Source organism: Nostoc sp. (assembly GCF_036919555.1).
GTDB lineage: Bacteria > Cyanobacteriota > Cyanobacteriia > Cyanobacteriales > Nostocaceae > Nostoc.
The window spans coordinates 45,227-60,754 of sequence record NZ_JBALCS010000086.1; the positions used below are offsets into that span (position 1 = coordinate 45,227).

The 15,528-nt window shown below is 41.2% G+C and carries 13 protein-coding genes; all 13 read left to right on the plus strand.

Annotation, left to right across the window (positions count from 1 at the left end; genetic code table 11):
- Nucleotides 1–3 precede the first annotated feature (3 nt).
- The 13 genes from V7K36_RS23925 to V7K36_RS23985 all read left to right on the plus strand — a co-directional run bounded on the left by V7K36_RS23925 (nt 4) and on the right by V7K36_RS23985 (nt 15,392).
- Complete coding sequence (locus V7K36_RS23925) at nt 4–309, plus strand: element excision factor XisH family protein (protein WP_335119951.1); 306 nt, start codon at nt 4–6, stop codon at nt 307–309.
- A 13-nt stretch (nt 310–322) separates the two neighbouring features.
- A complete protein-coding gene (locus V7K36_RS23930; RefSeq protein ID WP_335119974.1) occupies nt 323–442 on the plus strand; it encodes a hypothetical protein in 120 nt (39 codons plus the stop codon).
- Nucleotides 412–765, plus strand: a complete 354-nt coding sequence (locus V7K36_RS23935) for a XisI protein (protein ID WP_335119952.1) — start codon at nt 412–414, stop codon at nt 763–765. Before V7K36_RS23930 ends, V7K36_RS23935 begins: the two co-directional genes overlap by 31 nt.
- A 275-nt stretch (nt 766–1,040) precedes the next feature.
- Nucleotides 1,041–2,621: a dolichyl-phosphate-mannose--protein mannosyltransferase gene (locus V7K36_RS23940; RefSeq protein WP_335119954.1), complete on the plus strand. Its 1,581-nt coding sequence runs from the start codon at nt 1,041–1,043 to the stop codon at nt 2,619–2,621.
- Nucleotides 2,622–3,337: 716 nt separating this feature from the next.
- Nucleotides 3,338–4,057: a helix-turn-helix domain-containing protein gene (locus V7K36_RS23945; RefSeq protein WP_442948511.1), complete on the plus strand. Its 720-nt coding sequence runs from the start codon at nt 3,338–3,340 to the stop codon at nt 4,055–4,057.
- Nucleotides 3,972–6,701, plus strand: a complete 2,730-nt coding sequence (locus V7K36_RS23950; RefSeq protein ID WP_335119956.1) for a peptidase domain-containing ABC transporter — start codon at nt 3,972–3,974, stop codon at nt 6,699–6,701. Before V7K36_RS23945 ends, V7K36_RS23950 begins: the two co-directional genes overlap by 86 nt.
- Before the next feature lie 64 nt (nt 6,702–6,765).
- Nucleotides 6,766–8,289 (plus strand): HlyD family efflux transporter periplasmic adaptor subunit, encoded by a 1,524-nt coding sequence (locus V7K36_RS23955; RefSeq protein ID WP_335119958.1) that lies wholly within the window; start codon nt 6,766–6,768, stop codon nt 8,287–8,289.
- Nucleotides 8,290–8,440: 151 nt separating this feature from the next.
- Nucleotides 8,441–9,184 (plus strand): peptidylprolyl isomerase, encoded by a 744-nt coding sequence (locus V7K36_RS23960; protein WP_334829667.1) that lies wholly within the window; start codon nt 8,441–8,443, stop codon nt 9,182–9,184.
- A 785-nt stretch (nt 9,185–9,969) separates the two neighbouring features.
- Nucleotides 9,970–10,224 (plus strand): hypothetical protein, encoded by a 255-nt coding sequence (locus V7K36_RS23965; protein WP_335119961.1) that lies wholly within the window; start codon nt 9,970–9,972, stop codon nt 10,222–10,224.
- Nucleotides 10,225–10,663: 439 nt separating this feature from the next.
- Nucleotides 10,664–11,833 (plus strand): phosphotransferase, encoded by a 1,170-nt coding sequence (locus tag V7K36_RS23970; RefSeq protein ID WP_335119963.1) that lies wholly within the window; start codon nt 10,664–10,666, stop codon nt 11,831–11,833.
- Nucleotides 11,834–12,327: 494 nt separating this feature from the next.
- Nucleotides 12,328–13,431, plus strand: a complete 1,104-nt coding sequence (locus V7K36_RS23975; protein ID WP_335119965.1) for a T3SS effector HopA1 family protein — start codon at nt 12,328–12,330, stop codon at nt 13,429–13,431.
- On the plus strand, nt 13,428–14,468 hold the full coding sequence (locus V7K36_RS23980; RefSeq protein WP_335119967.1) for an aldo/keto reductase: 1,041 nt from the start codon (nt 13,428–13,430) through the stop codon (nt 14,466–14,468). The genes V7K36_RS23975 and V7K36_RS23980 overlap by 4 nt, the downstream gene beginning before the upstream one ends.
- Before the next feature lie 159 nt (nt 14,469–14,627).
- A complete protein-coding gene (locus tag V7K36_RS23985) occupies nt 14,628–15,392 on the plus strand; it encodes a peptidylprolyl isomerase (RefSeq protein ID WP_335119969.1) in 765 nt (254 codons plus the stop codon).
- Nucleotides 15,393–15,528 lie beyond the last annotated feature (136 nt).

A 15,528-nucleotide genomic window follows, 5' to 3' on the forward strand; every position in this document is an offset into this window, starting at 1 on the left:
TGTATGCCAGCTAAAGACCGCTATCACGATAACGTCAAAAATGCCCTAATCAAAGATGGCTGGACGATTACCGACGATCCCTTTCATCTAAAGTGGGGAAAAAGGGATATGTATGTTGACTTGGGTGCAGAGAAATTGATTGCTGCTGAAAAGGAAGGACAGCAGATAGCCGTTGAGATTAAAACGTTTCGCAGTGTATCGGACATGACCGCTCTCGAACACGCATTGGGACAGTACCTTGCATACCGCTCTGTGATGATTAGAACTAATCCCGCCCGATCGCGTCCTCTATCTCGCTGTTCAGGATGAAGTATACGCCGATATCTTTGATGAGCCAATTGCTAAACTTTTAGTAGAAGATTACAAAGTTAATATTGTTCTATTTCAGCTAGAGCAAGAGGTTATTTTTAGATGGATACCTTGGAGCAATACAGGCAGTTGATTCGGAATATTCTGATTGAACATACAAAAATCCCCTTCAGCGCTGGCAATATTCAATTTGAAACAGTTTTTGATGGCGAACAAGACCGCTATCTTTTGATGATTTTGGGAAGAGAACCAGCCTATGATTTGTCTCCTACTGTGACTCGTCGCGTTCATGGCTGTTTGATTCACATTGATATTATTGATGGCAAAATTTGGATTCAACGTGATGGCACTGAAGAGGGGCTAGCAACGGAACTAGTGAGGGTAGGTGTGCCGAAGGATCGGATTGTTTTGGGATTTCGGTCTGAAGAACTGCGGAAAAATTCAGAATTTGCGTAGTTTACCGCCGCAGGCATCGCATAGTAGAGAATGGGGAGTGGGGAGTGGGGAGTAGGGAGTAGGGGAAGAAGAATTATTAAGGAAGTATCTCAGTTTTGCAAATATACCAGATGAGAAACAAGATTCTTGCTCCCTCTCCTTACCAAGGAGAGGGTTGGGGTGAGGTTTTACAAGGCTTTTTATACTCATTGAGATGCTCCCATTATTAATCAATGCCCAATGCCCAATGCCCAATGCCCAATGACAAATGACAAATGACAAATGACAAATGACAAATGAATAAAAAGTGGTTTCAAATTGGGATGGTGTGTGTATTTCTTCTCTCACTTGCCTTACGGTTTTGGGGATTGGAGCGATTCAACACTCTGGTATTTGATGAAGTTTACTTTGCTAAATTCGGTAATAATTATCTCACGCATACGCCATTTTTTAATGCTCATCCACCGCTAAGTCAATATATTATTGGTATCGGCATTTGGATTGGTAGTCATATTCCTTTTTGGCACGATACGGTAAATGGGCTGACAGGTTCATTGCGATCGCCTTGGACTTATCGTTGGTTAAATGCCCTCACAGGCTCATTTATTCCCTTAGTTGTGGCTGCGATCGCTTATCAATTGAGTTATCGCCGTAGCTTTGCAATACTTGCAGGTTTGTTCACAGCTTGTGATGGCATCTTTCTAGTTGAGTCTCGCTATGCTTTAAGTAATGTTTATATCGTCATTTTTGGTTTGTTAGGACATTGGTTTTTATTATTAGCATTAGATAATCAAAATCGGCGACGTTCTTTTTATTTAGTTTTTGCTGGCATTACTTTTGGTGCGTCAGTCGGTACTAAATGGAATGGTTTATGGTTTCTGTCAGGTGCCTATCTTATTTGGATAGCAGCTTGGATAATTCATTTGATACATTCTTTTCCTAACCCAAAACTCTTTTTTACATCCCCCTCATTGAAGGAGTCAGAAAGCAGAAGTCAGGAGTCAGAAAGCAGAAGTCAGGAGTCAGAAGGCAGAAGTCAGGAGGCAGGAGTCAGAAATCAGGAGACAGGAGTTAGTACTTATTCTCCCTCATCTTCCTCATCTCAGACACCACTACAAAACTTGACTCAGCTAAACATTTTTCAGATGCTGTTTTATCTAGGAATTATCCCAGCTTTTATCTACAGCATCATTTGGATTCCTCATCTTCAGCTAGATAAAAGGTATGGATTTATTGCAGTACATCAAGAGATTTTAAAGTTTCACTTAAGTTTAGGTGGCAATAGTCCTAATGTGCATCCTTACTGTGCTGCTTGGTACAAATGGCCTTTAATGACTCGGCCAATGGCATATTATTATCAAACGGCTGAAAGTATCACTGAACCGTTACCTGTGATGGGGCCACCTTTGCCTGCTGGTGCTGGGCAAGTTGTTTATGATGTCCATGCAATGGGTAATCCATTTTTGTGGTGGTTTGGTATTGCTGCCATGTTGTTTTTAGTTGGGATGCTGGTGTCACAATTAGTAATTTATTGTGTGAAGAAAAAGCGTTTTTCTGTACCTGCCACTCTTACTGTTGATACTTGGATTGCCTTGTATTTAGTGATCAATTATCTTGCTAACTTATTACCTTGGGTGGAGGTAACGAGGTGCGCTTTTATCTACCATTATATGTGTGCAGTAGTGTTTGTATTTTTAGCGATCGCTTGGTTTGTTGATCAGTGTCTTCGCAGTTATTATCAACAACTCCGGGCGGTAGGTGTAACTATTACTTTTATCATTCTGGTTGCTTTTATTTTCTGGATGCCCATTTATTTGGGTTTACCTCTCTCCCCTAACGGTTATAAGCTGCGAATGTGGTTCAACTCTTGGATTTGATTAAAGGGGTATGGGAATAAAATAACTCCTGTACAGACGCGATTAATCGCGTCTGTTAACTTATATCATGTCCGCTTGATTACTTAATTAAACCCGAAGAACCCCACCCCGCCAAAGCGTAGCTTTGTCTCCCCTCCCCGCCTGCGGGGAGGGGTTCTTTTATTATGGGTAATTTGGCGGACATGATACAATTTATTAACTTAACATAACTACACATATACAGAATATACAGATTTGTCTAAGTACATGGGTTTCACATTTCTTATTAGAATGTAGCTTTATTTACTGTTAAACTTTTGGAAGCGGAAGCAGATGAAAATTTTGATCATAATTTAAGCTGTTAGAGGATGTTTTAAAGTATTATTACTTAACACCGAAAGCTCCCAAACCTAACCCCCTAGCCGACTTTCACTACAAGGTAATGGGGATTTCAAAGCCTCTCAACCCTGACGGGGAGAGGAATGGAAGCGGGGTTTTTTAGTAGACTTTAAGACTTGACAAACATCCTCTTAGGCAGAGATAAATCCAAGTTGATTTTGACTCGTTGAGTAAGCGTTTAAACATAGAAAATTAATTGATAATTCTTCGGAATTCCAAAATTTGATTTGTAGTTAATGTATACCTACATAGTGTGATTGCCAATTGTAGGGTAAAAACAAACACCCGAAAAACTCATTTGCAAGTGCTTGACTATGCTTGAAGCATGAGGTATTCGTATGTCTGCAAAACTAGTAAATCCTATGTATATGTCCGACTGCCAAGCGAAACCTGAAACTAAATATCCAACTGCAACTGCTGGTAAATGTTTAACACCGTTTCAGAGGAAACTACTGCTAGAAAATTTGTACAAAAGTTTACCTGAATCTTACCGTCAACGAATTGAAATCATGTTGTTGGCAGATCAGGGGAAAACTCAAAGGTCGATTTGTCAAACCTTGGGATGTTGTGCAGCAACAGCAAGGCATTGGATGCACATAGCTCGGACTGGGATGGCGCACCAATGGCAAGATTGTCCCATCGGTCGCCCTAAAGCCATAAATGACCAGTATTTAGAACGTTTGAAAGAGCTGGTTAGTAGTAGTCCCCGCGATCATGGCTATGTTTTTCGACGGTGGACAGCTAACTGGTTGGGGAAGCATCTCACAAAAGAATTTGGGATTGAGGTGAGCGATCGCCATATCAAGCGACTGCTCAAACAGATGGGATTATCCACACTAGCAAAACCCAGTAATCCTGAACAAGCTCAGGGTTCCAAAATTTTGATTAGTGACCTCAAATCGATAACTATTCCCGATAATTCTGAATTGTTACTTATTAACTTTGCAAAATTAGGAAAAGATGTAGACGTTCATGGCGCAAGATATATCCGCTCAGTTGGTTACTCTGCAACAGTTCAACAATACTCTAGGTTATTCTCTTTCCATAGAGGAATTTAAATACTGTCTTCAACAAGTTAAATTTATCAACCCGAAAGTCGGCAAATTCTGGCAAGGAACCGATGCTCAACCAGGAATCTATATTGCGATCGCTGGTAAAGTCAGGTTGCTCTCTAGCGCCGATGAGTTAATCGCCACTTTGGAGACGGGAGACTCATTTGGGGAATTTACCTTGTTTAAGGAGGGTGACTTTAAACCTTACGCAGCTAGGGCTTCAGTCAACTTGCAACTGTGCTTTGTTTCGGGTGAGGTGTTGTGGCCATTGATGGCTAAATATCCCCAAATTCGGCAACATTTATGGGCTAAGGCGCTATCTCGTAATCCCCAACAGGTGGACTCAGATAACGCCCCACTACTGCCATCTGACTCCAAACGTCTGCATGAAACGAAGATTTTGTCAACGCCAGCAGTAGAGCCACGCGAGAAAAAGATTAGCAAAGCCTATTTTCCCAACTCCACGCAGCGAGTTGGACATTTATTACAGCGTGTGATTCGGCGCTATCCGTTTTTTGCCCAACAGAGTGGATCGGATTGCGGTGCAGCTTGTTTAGTGATGGTGTCTCGCTATTGGGGGAAAAACTTGAGTGTAAATCGCTTGCGGGATATGGCCAATGTTGATCGCAATGGCTCGTCGCTGCGGGGGTTATCGGCGGCGGCGGAAGGCATTGGATTTACCACGCGACCTGTGAAAGCGAGTCTTGACCAATTAGCGAGGCAGAAATTGCCGGCGATCGCCCACTGGGAGGGGAAGCACTACATCGTTGTCTATGAAATCACTCCTAAACAAGTGATTGTGGCAGATCCTGGTATTGGGCAACGCAGCCTCAGCCACGCCGAATTTAAAGCCAACTGGACTGGTTACACATTGCTACTGCAACCCACAGCCTGGTTGAAGGATGCCAAAGAGGCTACAACTCCCTTTTGGCAACTCTTTGAGTTGATGAAGCCTCACACTTTAGTGATGCTGGAAGTGTTTGTCGCTTCCTTATTTATCCAGATTTTTGGACTGGTTACTCCCCTATTTACCCAGTTAATTTTAGACCGAGTGGTGGTGCAGCGTTCTGAACTAACCTTAACGGCGGTGGGGTTAGGGTTACTGATTTTTAGTTTATTCCGTGTGGCGATGACGGGGTTGCGGCAATATCTATTAGACCACACGGCGAATAAGGTAGATTTAGCACTGATTGTCGGATTTATTCGCCATACCCTGCGGCTACCCTTGAGTTACTTTGAGTCCCGCTATGTGGGGGATATTATCTCTCGTGTACAGGAAAACCGCAAAATTCAACGCTTCCTTTCTGGTGAGGCGTTGTCCATCCTGCTGGATTTAGTCACTGTCTTTATCTATTTAGGATTGATGTTTTGGTACAGCTGGAAAATGGCGTTGCTGGTATTGGTGATTGTACCACCTTTTTTCCTGCTGGCATTGATTGCCACACCTTTTTTACAAAAGATTTCTAGGGAAATCTTTAATGCTGTTACTAATGAAAGTAGCTATCTGATCGAAGCCCTTTCTGGTGTGCGAACAGTTAAATCCACAGCAGTGGAACAGACAGTGCGTTGGCATTGGGAAGAGTTATTAAGTAAAGAAATAAAAACTAATTTTTCCGGGCAAATGATCAGCAATCGCCTGCAAATATTCAGCAACACAATTGAAGCAATCGTAACTACCATCTTGCTGTGGTTTGGGGCATACCAAGTGATTCATAACCAGCTAACCATTGGGCAATTGGTAGCATTTAATATGTTGCTGGGAAATATTATTACACCTTTCCAACGATTAACAGTTTTGTGGAATCAATTGCAAGAAGTGGTGATTGCGGTAGAACGCATTAATGATGTGTTGGATACGGAACCAGAAGAGGATTTGCAGCACCAGGCGCGGCAATCTTTACCACCGATTCAAGGTAAGATTCGCTTTGATAACGTGACGTTTCGCTATCATCCTGAAAGCGATATCAATGTTTTAGAAAATCTCAGTTTTGAAGTACACAGTGGGCAAATGGTTGCCCTGGTAGGACGGAGCGGTTCAGGGAAAACCACGATTTCTAAGCTAGTTTTGGGGTTATATCCCCCCACAGATGGCAAAGTATTGATTGATGAGCATGATATTACCAGTCTTTCCTTGCGCTCTCTACGCGAGCAGGTTGGGGTAGTTGACCAAGATACCTTTTTGTTTGGTGGAACGATTCGGGAAAATATTAGTTTGGCACATCCTGGGGCAACTTTGGCAGAGATTATTGAGGCGGCGCGATTGGCGGGTGCTGATGAGTTTATTAAAAAGTTACCTATGGGTTATGAAACCCAGATTGGTGAAGGAGGGGGGATGTTATCTGGAGGACAGCGACAAAGAATTGCGATCGCAAAGGCGTTATTAGGCAATCCCAAGCTGTTGATTTTGGATGAGGCGACTTCCCATCTGGATGCAGAGTCAGAAAGGATTATTCAGACGAATTTAAACACAATTCTTCAGGGCAAAACCACCTTAATAATCGCCCATCGCCTTTCAACTGTGCGGAATGCAGATTTGATTTTAGTGCTAGATCGCGGCGTATTAGTTGAGAGTGGGACTCACCAAGAGTTGATGGCGAAGCGGGGACATTATTTTTATCTCAATCATCAGCAGTTAGATGTTGCGGGGTAAAAAAAGAGGACATGGAGTCTTGTCTCCCCACTCTCAAAATCCCAAATTGATATCAGGAAAAATCATGCCAAACACATTAAATGGAACGGTTCAAACCCAAATCTATGAGGTAGAACAGAGCGAGGAAATTTTAAGAGAGCAAACACCAGCTAGAGCAACTGATGATTGGGCTGACGCGACGAAGGATTTACTTGATAGCTTGCCCCAAGTTTGGACAAGGGGATTGTTGTATTTTTTAGTGGTGTTTGTGTCGATCATTTTACCTTGGGCGATGCTATCTAAAGTGGATGAAACGGGTACGGCAAGAGGACGACTTGAGCCAAAGGGAAAGACGGTTAGGCTGGATGCTGCTGTGGCAGGTACTGTTGCCGAAATTCGGGTAAAGGAGGGTGATTCAGTTAAGAAATGGCAAATTTTATTGCTATTAGAATCAGAAATAGTCAAGGCAGATTTACAGCAAGCACAGGACAAGTTAGAAGGACAATTAAATCGATTCACTCAGTTAAATTCATCTAAAAATCAATTATTTGTATCCTTAGCAACTCAAGAGCAACAAAATCAATCTCAACAGTCAGAAAAGCAGGCGCAAATTGAGCAAGCACGACAGAATCTTTATGCTTTGAAGAATGCCTATGAATTACAAAAAGACGAAAAATTGTCTCAAGTCAATCAGGCACGAGAAACTCTTGAGCATAGTCAAACAGCTAATAAGTTAGTCAAAAGTAGTTTGGCGAGTAGCGAGCGAGAAGTTGAACGCTATCGCAGTCTTTGGCAGTCAGGGGTTATTTCAGAAACTTATGTAGTAGACAAGAAAGATATAGCTCAAGATAGGCAAAAAGTATATGAACAAACTAAGTCAGATATAGAACAAGCCAAGTTAAGTTTGGCAGAACACCAGAGCAGTTACGAGCGGAATATTCGCCAAACAAATGCGGATATTGAACAGGCTCGATTACGGTTAAAAGAACAGGAAAGGAGTTATGAAACTTTGAGACGTTCTTGTGAGCTAGCTGTGCTAAAAATTCAAGAACAACAGAAAAGTCTAGAAACAGATATTAGTTCGCTAAAGTCCGAAATTGCTCAAAGTCAAAGGCAGATTGTATCATTAAAATTTCAGTTGGGGCAACGAGAGATCAGAGCCACCGTTAGCGGTACACTGTTTCAGCTACCGATCGAAAAAGCTGGTTCTGTAGTGCAGCCTGGGACAATGCTAGCGGAGATTGCATCGCTAAATTCACCTTTAATAATTCGGGCAAAAATCGCAACTACAGAAAGTGGTTCCTTACGGACGGGATTACCAGTCAAAATAAAATTTGATGCTTATCCTTTTCAGGATTATGGAGTTATATCAGGTGAATTAATTAAGATTTCTCCTACTACTACAGAGATAGATACCCCTGATGGAAAAGTGGCAGTTTATAACTTAGATATTGCCCTAAAACAAAATTGTCTTCTCTCAGCTAATAAGTGTATTGCCCTGCATCCTGGGGATACGGCGACGGCTGAGGTAATTGTGCGCCAGCGTCGGATTATTGATTTTCTGCTTGACCCGTTTAAGCAGTTGCAGCAGGGTGGGGTGAAATTGTAGGGGGATTCGCAGTACTTATGCATTTCTAAACCTAACCCTCCCTTGCTTCCTAGTGAAGGGAAACAAAAAAGCCCCTTTCCTACTAGGAGAGGGATTGAGGAGAGGTCATAATTTCACGTTTTATTTCGTCTATTTACTTAGGAGAAACATCATGTATCAAACTATCACGATTACCAATGAAGATATTCTTGAGGAAGTCAAGCTATCCTGCAAGATTCCTGAGATAATTGAAGAGATTGTTACCCGCAAAGTTATTGAAAACGCCGTAGCTGAGGCGGATATTAAAGTAGATACAGAGGAACTTCAGAAAGCAGCAGACCAATTGCGGTTAATTAATGAACTTCACAGTGCAAATGATACCTGGGACTGGCTGGAAAAGCATGGTCTGTCTCTAGATGATTTTGAAAAAGTGAATTACAAAAACTTGATTAGTAGTAAATTATTTCGCCATCTGTTTGCAGATAAAGTTGAACCCTATTTCTTTCAACATCAATTAGACTATGCCGGTGTAGTGTTATATGAGGTTATCTTAAATGACGAAGATTTAGCGATAGAACTTTTCTATGGTATTCAGGAAGGTGAGATAAGTTTCCATGATGTTGCTCACAAATACATCCAGGATATAGAGTTACGTCGAAAAGGTGGATATCGAGGGATAGTCTATCGTCAGAATTTGAAGCCAGAAATTTCTCGTGCTGTTTTTGCAGCTAAACCGCCGCAGCTTCTCAAACCTATTGTTAGTTCTATGGGAGTACACCTGATTTTGGTGGAGGAGATTATTCAACCGGAATTGGATAATGTCCTATACCAAAAAATTGCTTCAAATTTGTTTTCTGAATGGCTAAAGAAAGAAATCGCTAAAGTTGATGTTGTTAAGCAGTTAGAGGATGTTTGAAAAGTCCTCTTTTCGGTATCAAAAGTTTTAGATCCCTCTAAATCTCCCTTAAAAAGGGAGACTTTGATTCCGGTTCCCCCCTTTTTAAGGGGGGTTAGAGGGGATCTAAAAGTGCCTAAAATCACAGCAAAACACTTTTCAAACAACCTCTTAGGCTCTAATTGTTTAACCTCTAATTCCAAAGCCTAACCTTAGCTCGACTTTATCCAAAGTTCTGACTTTTCCCGTTATCTTTTTCCCCAAGAGCGATCGCTCAGAGACCATTTATCAAAAATTTGGGTAAAAACCCCGTCATGTGTTCTGGTGTACGCATTCTTTCACAGTTACTTCTTTAACCTCTAAGATACGCAGTCGCTCAGAGACAACATTAAAAGACAAAACTCCTATACTAATGTCTCTAAAAATAGTCATAAAACATTTGCTTTTTTAATGTAAGGGACTTCCAAAGAATAAATTTAGTAGTTACGCACTGTACAAATTAATCATTCTGAGATGACAGATAGACCCACGCTGTAGGGGTTTAGTATTGCTAAACCTCTGCGACAGATATGATTTTTCAAAATATAGATATTTGGTATTTATTGTCAATGCGTAAGTACTATAATTTACTGCCAAAGCAATGTTTTAATTTACAGACATAAAAGGTTTAGTTGTGTCTCGAAAAGTGATTTAGAAAGCTTGATTTTCAAAGTTGATTCAATAACAATGAAATTAAGGATTAAACAAAACAAAGTTTAATCCTTTAACGAAAGTTACTCAACTTATTTTTTTGAAGGAAAAATCTCATGGCTTCTATTAAAATCTCTGAATTACGTCCTGCTGGTTCTGAATTGTTCCAAGATTCTGAAAGCTTCCTCAGCGACCTCGGCGCTCAAGAAATGGCGAACACAGTAGGTGCAAGTCTTACCGACAATCTTACCCTGACTGGTGTTACCAACACTATTACCGGCAATGTTACTATCAATATTACCAGCACTGGTATTGGCGGTGCTACTGCCACTGCTAGTAACGCCGGTATTATAATATACACAAAGGGATAATAATTAATGGATAGTATTTTAGGTACGTGTTTCGCTGTGACATTAGGGACTTCTAGATAGCCACCACCCCCCTTAAAAAGGGGTAAACCTGAGTTTAAATACCCCTTTTTAAGGGGTATTTAAACTCAATTCAAACTTTTTATACAGACAATAAAACTTTTCAAACATACTCTTAGATAAATTGCTAATTATATACACCCTAAGAGGATGTTTGAAAAGTCATCATTGATGTATCAAATGTTATTACCCCACCCTAACCCTCCCCTTGTCAAGGGGAGGGAACTGGATTTTCTTGTTTCCCCCCTTTATAAGGGGGGATTAAGGGGGGTAAGAATGTGATTAAAATCACAAGACACCACTTTTCAAACATCCTCTAATATCGGATTGGTATTAGCTAAAACTTTTTGGCATTTTCAACTATTCAATTACTTATTTAAGTATGGCACTTTCTTTGAGTTCCCAAAACATTTTTGATTATCTAATCAAGTATGATATCTGTACGCCAGAAGAACAGGCTCACACACAGATTGAACCTAAATTCGCCAAAAATTTTAATTTATTGCTAAATTTCCCAAATGGACGTAAAGTCCTGGTCAAGCAAGAACGTCTTAACCGAGAAGGAAAACCAGCAGGTGAGTTTTTGCGAGAATGGCAAATGCAGGAATTTGTCCAGAAATTTCCCGAATTAAATCAAATGCGCGACTGGATATCAGAGGGAGTTAACTTTAATCCCGATGATTCCATTATTATTTTTAATTACTTAGATAACTATCGTGATGTGATGGCGTTCTATGGTAAGGAAAATATTTTTCCCTTAGAAATAGCCTCTGTTATAGGCACAATTTTAGCCCGCATCCATAGCTTAACTTTCAATCATAAAGATTATCAAGAGTTTTTCTCTTCCTCAAAAGAAAATCAAGCCAGCGAACCAGTTAACCATTTAGTTAAAGATTTGGGACGAATTAGCCCAGAAATTTTTAGTTCTGTTCCGGCTGATGGTATGAAATTCTTTTCTCTCTATCAACGATATGACAGTTTGGGTCAAGCCATAGCCGAACTGGGAAATTCTTTAAAACCCAATTGTTTAACCCACAATGATCTAAAATTAAATAATATCCTTGTGGGTGATGATTGGGAACAAGGTATTGGCAACAGTACGATAAGATTAATTGATTGGGAAAGATGTAGTTGGGGAGATCCAGCTTTTGATTTAGGTACACTCATTAGTAGCTATTTGCATATCTGGTTGGGTAGCATGATTACCAGCAAAACCATGAGTATCGATGAATCCTTGCGGATGGCAATAACACCCTTGGAGATAATCCAACCTTCTGTTGCTGCTTTAGCGATCGCATATTTAAATCACTTTCCAGAAATATTACAGCATCGTCCTGATTTTTTACAACGAGTTGTACAGTTTGCTGGTTGGAATTTGATTGTCGCTATTCAATCAATCCTGCAATACCAAAAATCTTTTGGTAATACGGGTATCTGTATGCTACAAGTGGCTAAGTCTTTATTGTGCCGTCCAGAAGCATCGATGCCCACAATTTTTGGGATGCAAACATCAGAACTTACAGCGTTGAGAGCAGAAAGCCCAGTCTTTTAAGAGGATATTTTAAAAGTGATTGACTGTGATTTTAGGCACTTATTGATCCCCCCTAACCCCCCTTAAAAAGCTATGGTGTACACACAAGTCTGAAACAGTCTACTCATCTGGGTTTAAGCGTAAGTTTTACCCCACCCTAACCCTCCCTTTGTAAAGGCTACGGTGTACACACAAGTCTGAAAAAGTTGATTAACCAAGGTTTTACCCCACCCTAACCCTCCCCTTGTCAAGGGGAGGGAACTGGATTTTCCGGTTTCCCCCCTTTATCCGGTTTCCCCACTTTATCCGGTTTCCCGCCTTTATCCGGTTTCCCCCCTTTATAAGGGGGGATTAAGGGGGGTAATACCTAACTATCTTAATACACCCGTCTGATTTATACCACTGTAGTCATAATATTCCTTAAGGAATTCTGTCTTCTATATGTGGTATCTTAATTAGCCGTGGGAGCATCAAATCCACAAGCTTATCTCCCCTTAGTTAAAAGGCAAACACCTATGCAACTACTAGATCCGTTGCCAATACAACTAGCAGCTATTCCAGAGTCATTGCAGCATTCATTGCAAGATATTGTTAATAAAATTCAGATAAAATCCAAATTTTGTATTAGCCATCCCGACTATAAACCTCTAGAAATAACAGATGAGACACTCTCACGCTTTGAGCAATTGCCCTCAGATGTACAAGATAAATATTTAAACGCCCAACTATCTAATTTTCTCTACGGCATTTATTACAATGGTTCCTTAAAACGTGCTTTAGCACTTGATGGGGAAACAACAAATTTAGCAATTAACCAAAACTTAGAAAATAACACCTTTCTAGGCATGGATATGGTGTTTTACAATCGCCTCCATGAAAGTAACAAGGGTGAAGGCTACTTTAGTCCCGATTGGCTGGTGGTGAAAGAAGAGTCAGATGGGGCTTTAGCAGTACACAAAAGTGGTTTAACTCTGCATATTGAGCGCAGTAAACATTTACAACCGCAAGACGAAGCTGTAACTGTGGGAAACCCAGTTGCGATCAAACTGCCCAAGAATTTGGTGCAAAATGGTTTTTACATGGCAGTTAGTAATGCAGGATATTACAGTGGTAAAGACTCAATAGTACGAGTCTATTTCAACTTAACTACTGATGGTGCAGTTGCAGTCATGGAAAGCTTGACTACTGAACTTAATGCGATCGCCCTGCCTTTCAATTTTAAAGCGTTATACAACCCTTCAGATTATGGGCGTCATGACTCAGCAGTGCTTTACTTTGACAAAAGCAACTATGAAGCTGTACATTCAATACTAGAAAAGGTGTATGCAGAACACCAATCCCATTTTCTGCCAGAAGTCCCTTTATTTACTAAACTTATCGCACCAGGGTTAGCGATCGCAGAAGAACCAAACCAAAAATTTGGCGAAAAAGAAAGCTTTGGGACGAATCGCTGTCAAATTATAACCAATGGTTTGATAGAAGCTTGGCAGCAAGAGGATAATTCGCCAGAAGGTCGGATGGCATCGATTTTGGCACAATTTTCCGCGCTGGAAATTGACCTGCAACGTCCTTACCTCAATGCCAAGTCTGAAGATATTTACCCAGCTTTCAAGTTATGAAAATTACTAATCTTACTCCTAATATTCAGACTCCTGATTTTCAGCCGCAGTTAACAACTGCCGAGGAACTTGCCCTGGCTAATAGTAGATTTGCTCAATCAGATCTACCTTTTTACCGCAAACTTGGGCGGACTGACTTAACTGTTAGTTGTTTAGGATTGGGAGGTGGGGGCCACATCTCCAGTGAAGATACCCTTTACGCCTTCGACGAAGGCATCAACTACTTTTTCTACTCCAGCGATTTACATCAATATATTTATAGTTCCATGCGTCCCGCACTCCGCCAATTATGCGGACGGGGTTCCTCAATGCGTGAAAAGGTAGTTCTGGCAACTGTCAGTTACATGGTTAAAACCCCAGACTTAGCATTAACCTATTTGTACGATCAATTTATCGACTTGGGTATTGACTACGTTGATGTGTTTTTCTGGGGCTGGATTGATGAGCATAATCATCCTGCTTTTGAGAAATGCATTAGCGCCTCTGATGATATCCGTGGCCCCAATACAGTGTGTCAGCGCCAGATAGAAAGAATGTTTGGCGTATCCGAAAAGCTGAAAAAAATGGGTGCGGTGCGCTATATTGGTGCTTCTTTTCACGACCATGACCTAGCAAAACAATGGTTGAATAGTCCTTTGTTGGATGTTGTGATGGTGAGGCATAACGTGGCACACCGTACAGCCCAAAGAAAGGTGTTCCCCAATTTAGATGCCAACGATCCTCATCGACCAGGGATTGTCACCTTTAAGTCAGCAGGTATGCTTGGTGCGCTCTGGGAACCGCCGGCTGGTTTACCAACTGGATGCTGGCAACCTTCAGTCCCAGATTTATATCGCTATTCGTTAAGCCAAAACTCTGTGGATGTTGCCTTAGCAGGTTGGCAAACTCGTGAACATGTAGATGCAGCGATTCAGGCTGTGCAGCAGGGCAAACTTACCCCTGAAGAAATCGACTACCTTAACCTTTACGGTGACTTACATCGCAACCGCATCAAACCTCACGAAATTCCTCCAGAACGTTTGCTTGTTGGCAGATAGAAATAACAATCTTAGGAATAAGAACTAAATAACATCCAATTTATGTCTCTGGCTGACCTCACCCTCAATCCCTCTCCTTTATAAGGAGAGGGATCGTGAGACAGGATGAAGTTTTGCATTTTATTTAATCCACGTTCGTTACTTAAATATCATCAAGCCATGACAGAACAATTAGAACAAACTTTACCGCTCAAGGTTTTAACCAACGAACCCGTGCAAGCCCATCCAGCAACCGATGCAGAAATTTTGACATATTTGCGTCGTTCTGCTAGGTTTGCAGAAATAGCGATCGCTGCTGAACGTGAGGCATTAGTTTTAGCCAACTGCAACCAGTTGGGAATTGAAATATCTGATGATGAATGGCAAGCTGCTGGCGATGCTTTTCGCTTGGAACGCAAGTTATGGGGAAATGTAGAAACTAGTGCATGGCTCCAGGAGCAACGCATTAGTGTAGATGAGTGGTCGGAAGGAATTAAAGTGGCGCTGTTGGAGAAAAAGCTTAAAGAACATCTGTTCGGTGCAACAGTGGATGCCGCTTATGTTTCTAACCGCGACAACTACAGACGGGTGGCGCTATCGCAAATTCTGGTTACTGACCTGGCAACTGCTTGGAAAATCGTGCAAATGCTCCGCGAAGGACAAGCTTCTTTCTGTGCTTTGGCTTTGGAATATTCTCAGGGTAAGCAGTCGCAAGAAAATGGCGGCTTTGTCGGAATTCGCTATTTAGTAGAACTGGTACCGGAAATTGCCGAACCTCTTACCAAAGCTAAGGAAAGTGAAATTATTGGCCCTGTGCAAACAAAAGTGGGGTATCACGTTCTGAGAGTGGAAAAGTGGTTCGCCATAGAATTGAATCAAGGAGTGAGAGAACAAATTATGGACTCATTGTTTGAAGCGTGGTTGCAAAATTTGAAAAATGTTTAGTTTAGTCTTATTCGGATTTTTGCCAGAAGTTTTATTTTGACAGTATAGCAACCGCCAAGGTACTTAGGACGTAAAATGTAAGACGTGCTCAATGGCATCTCGTAAACAATCAAACTGCGCTAGTTTTTTGCGGATT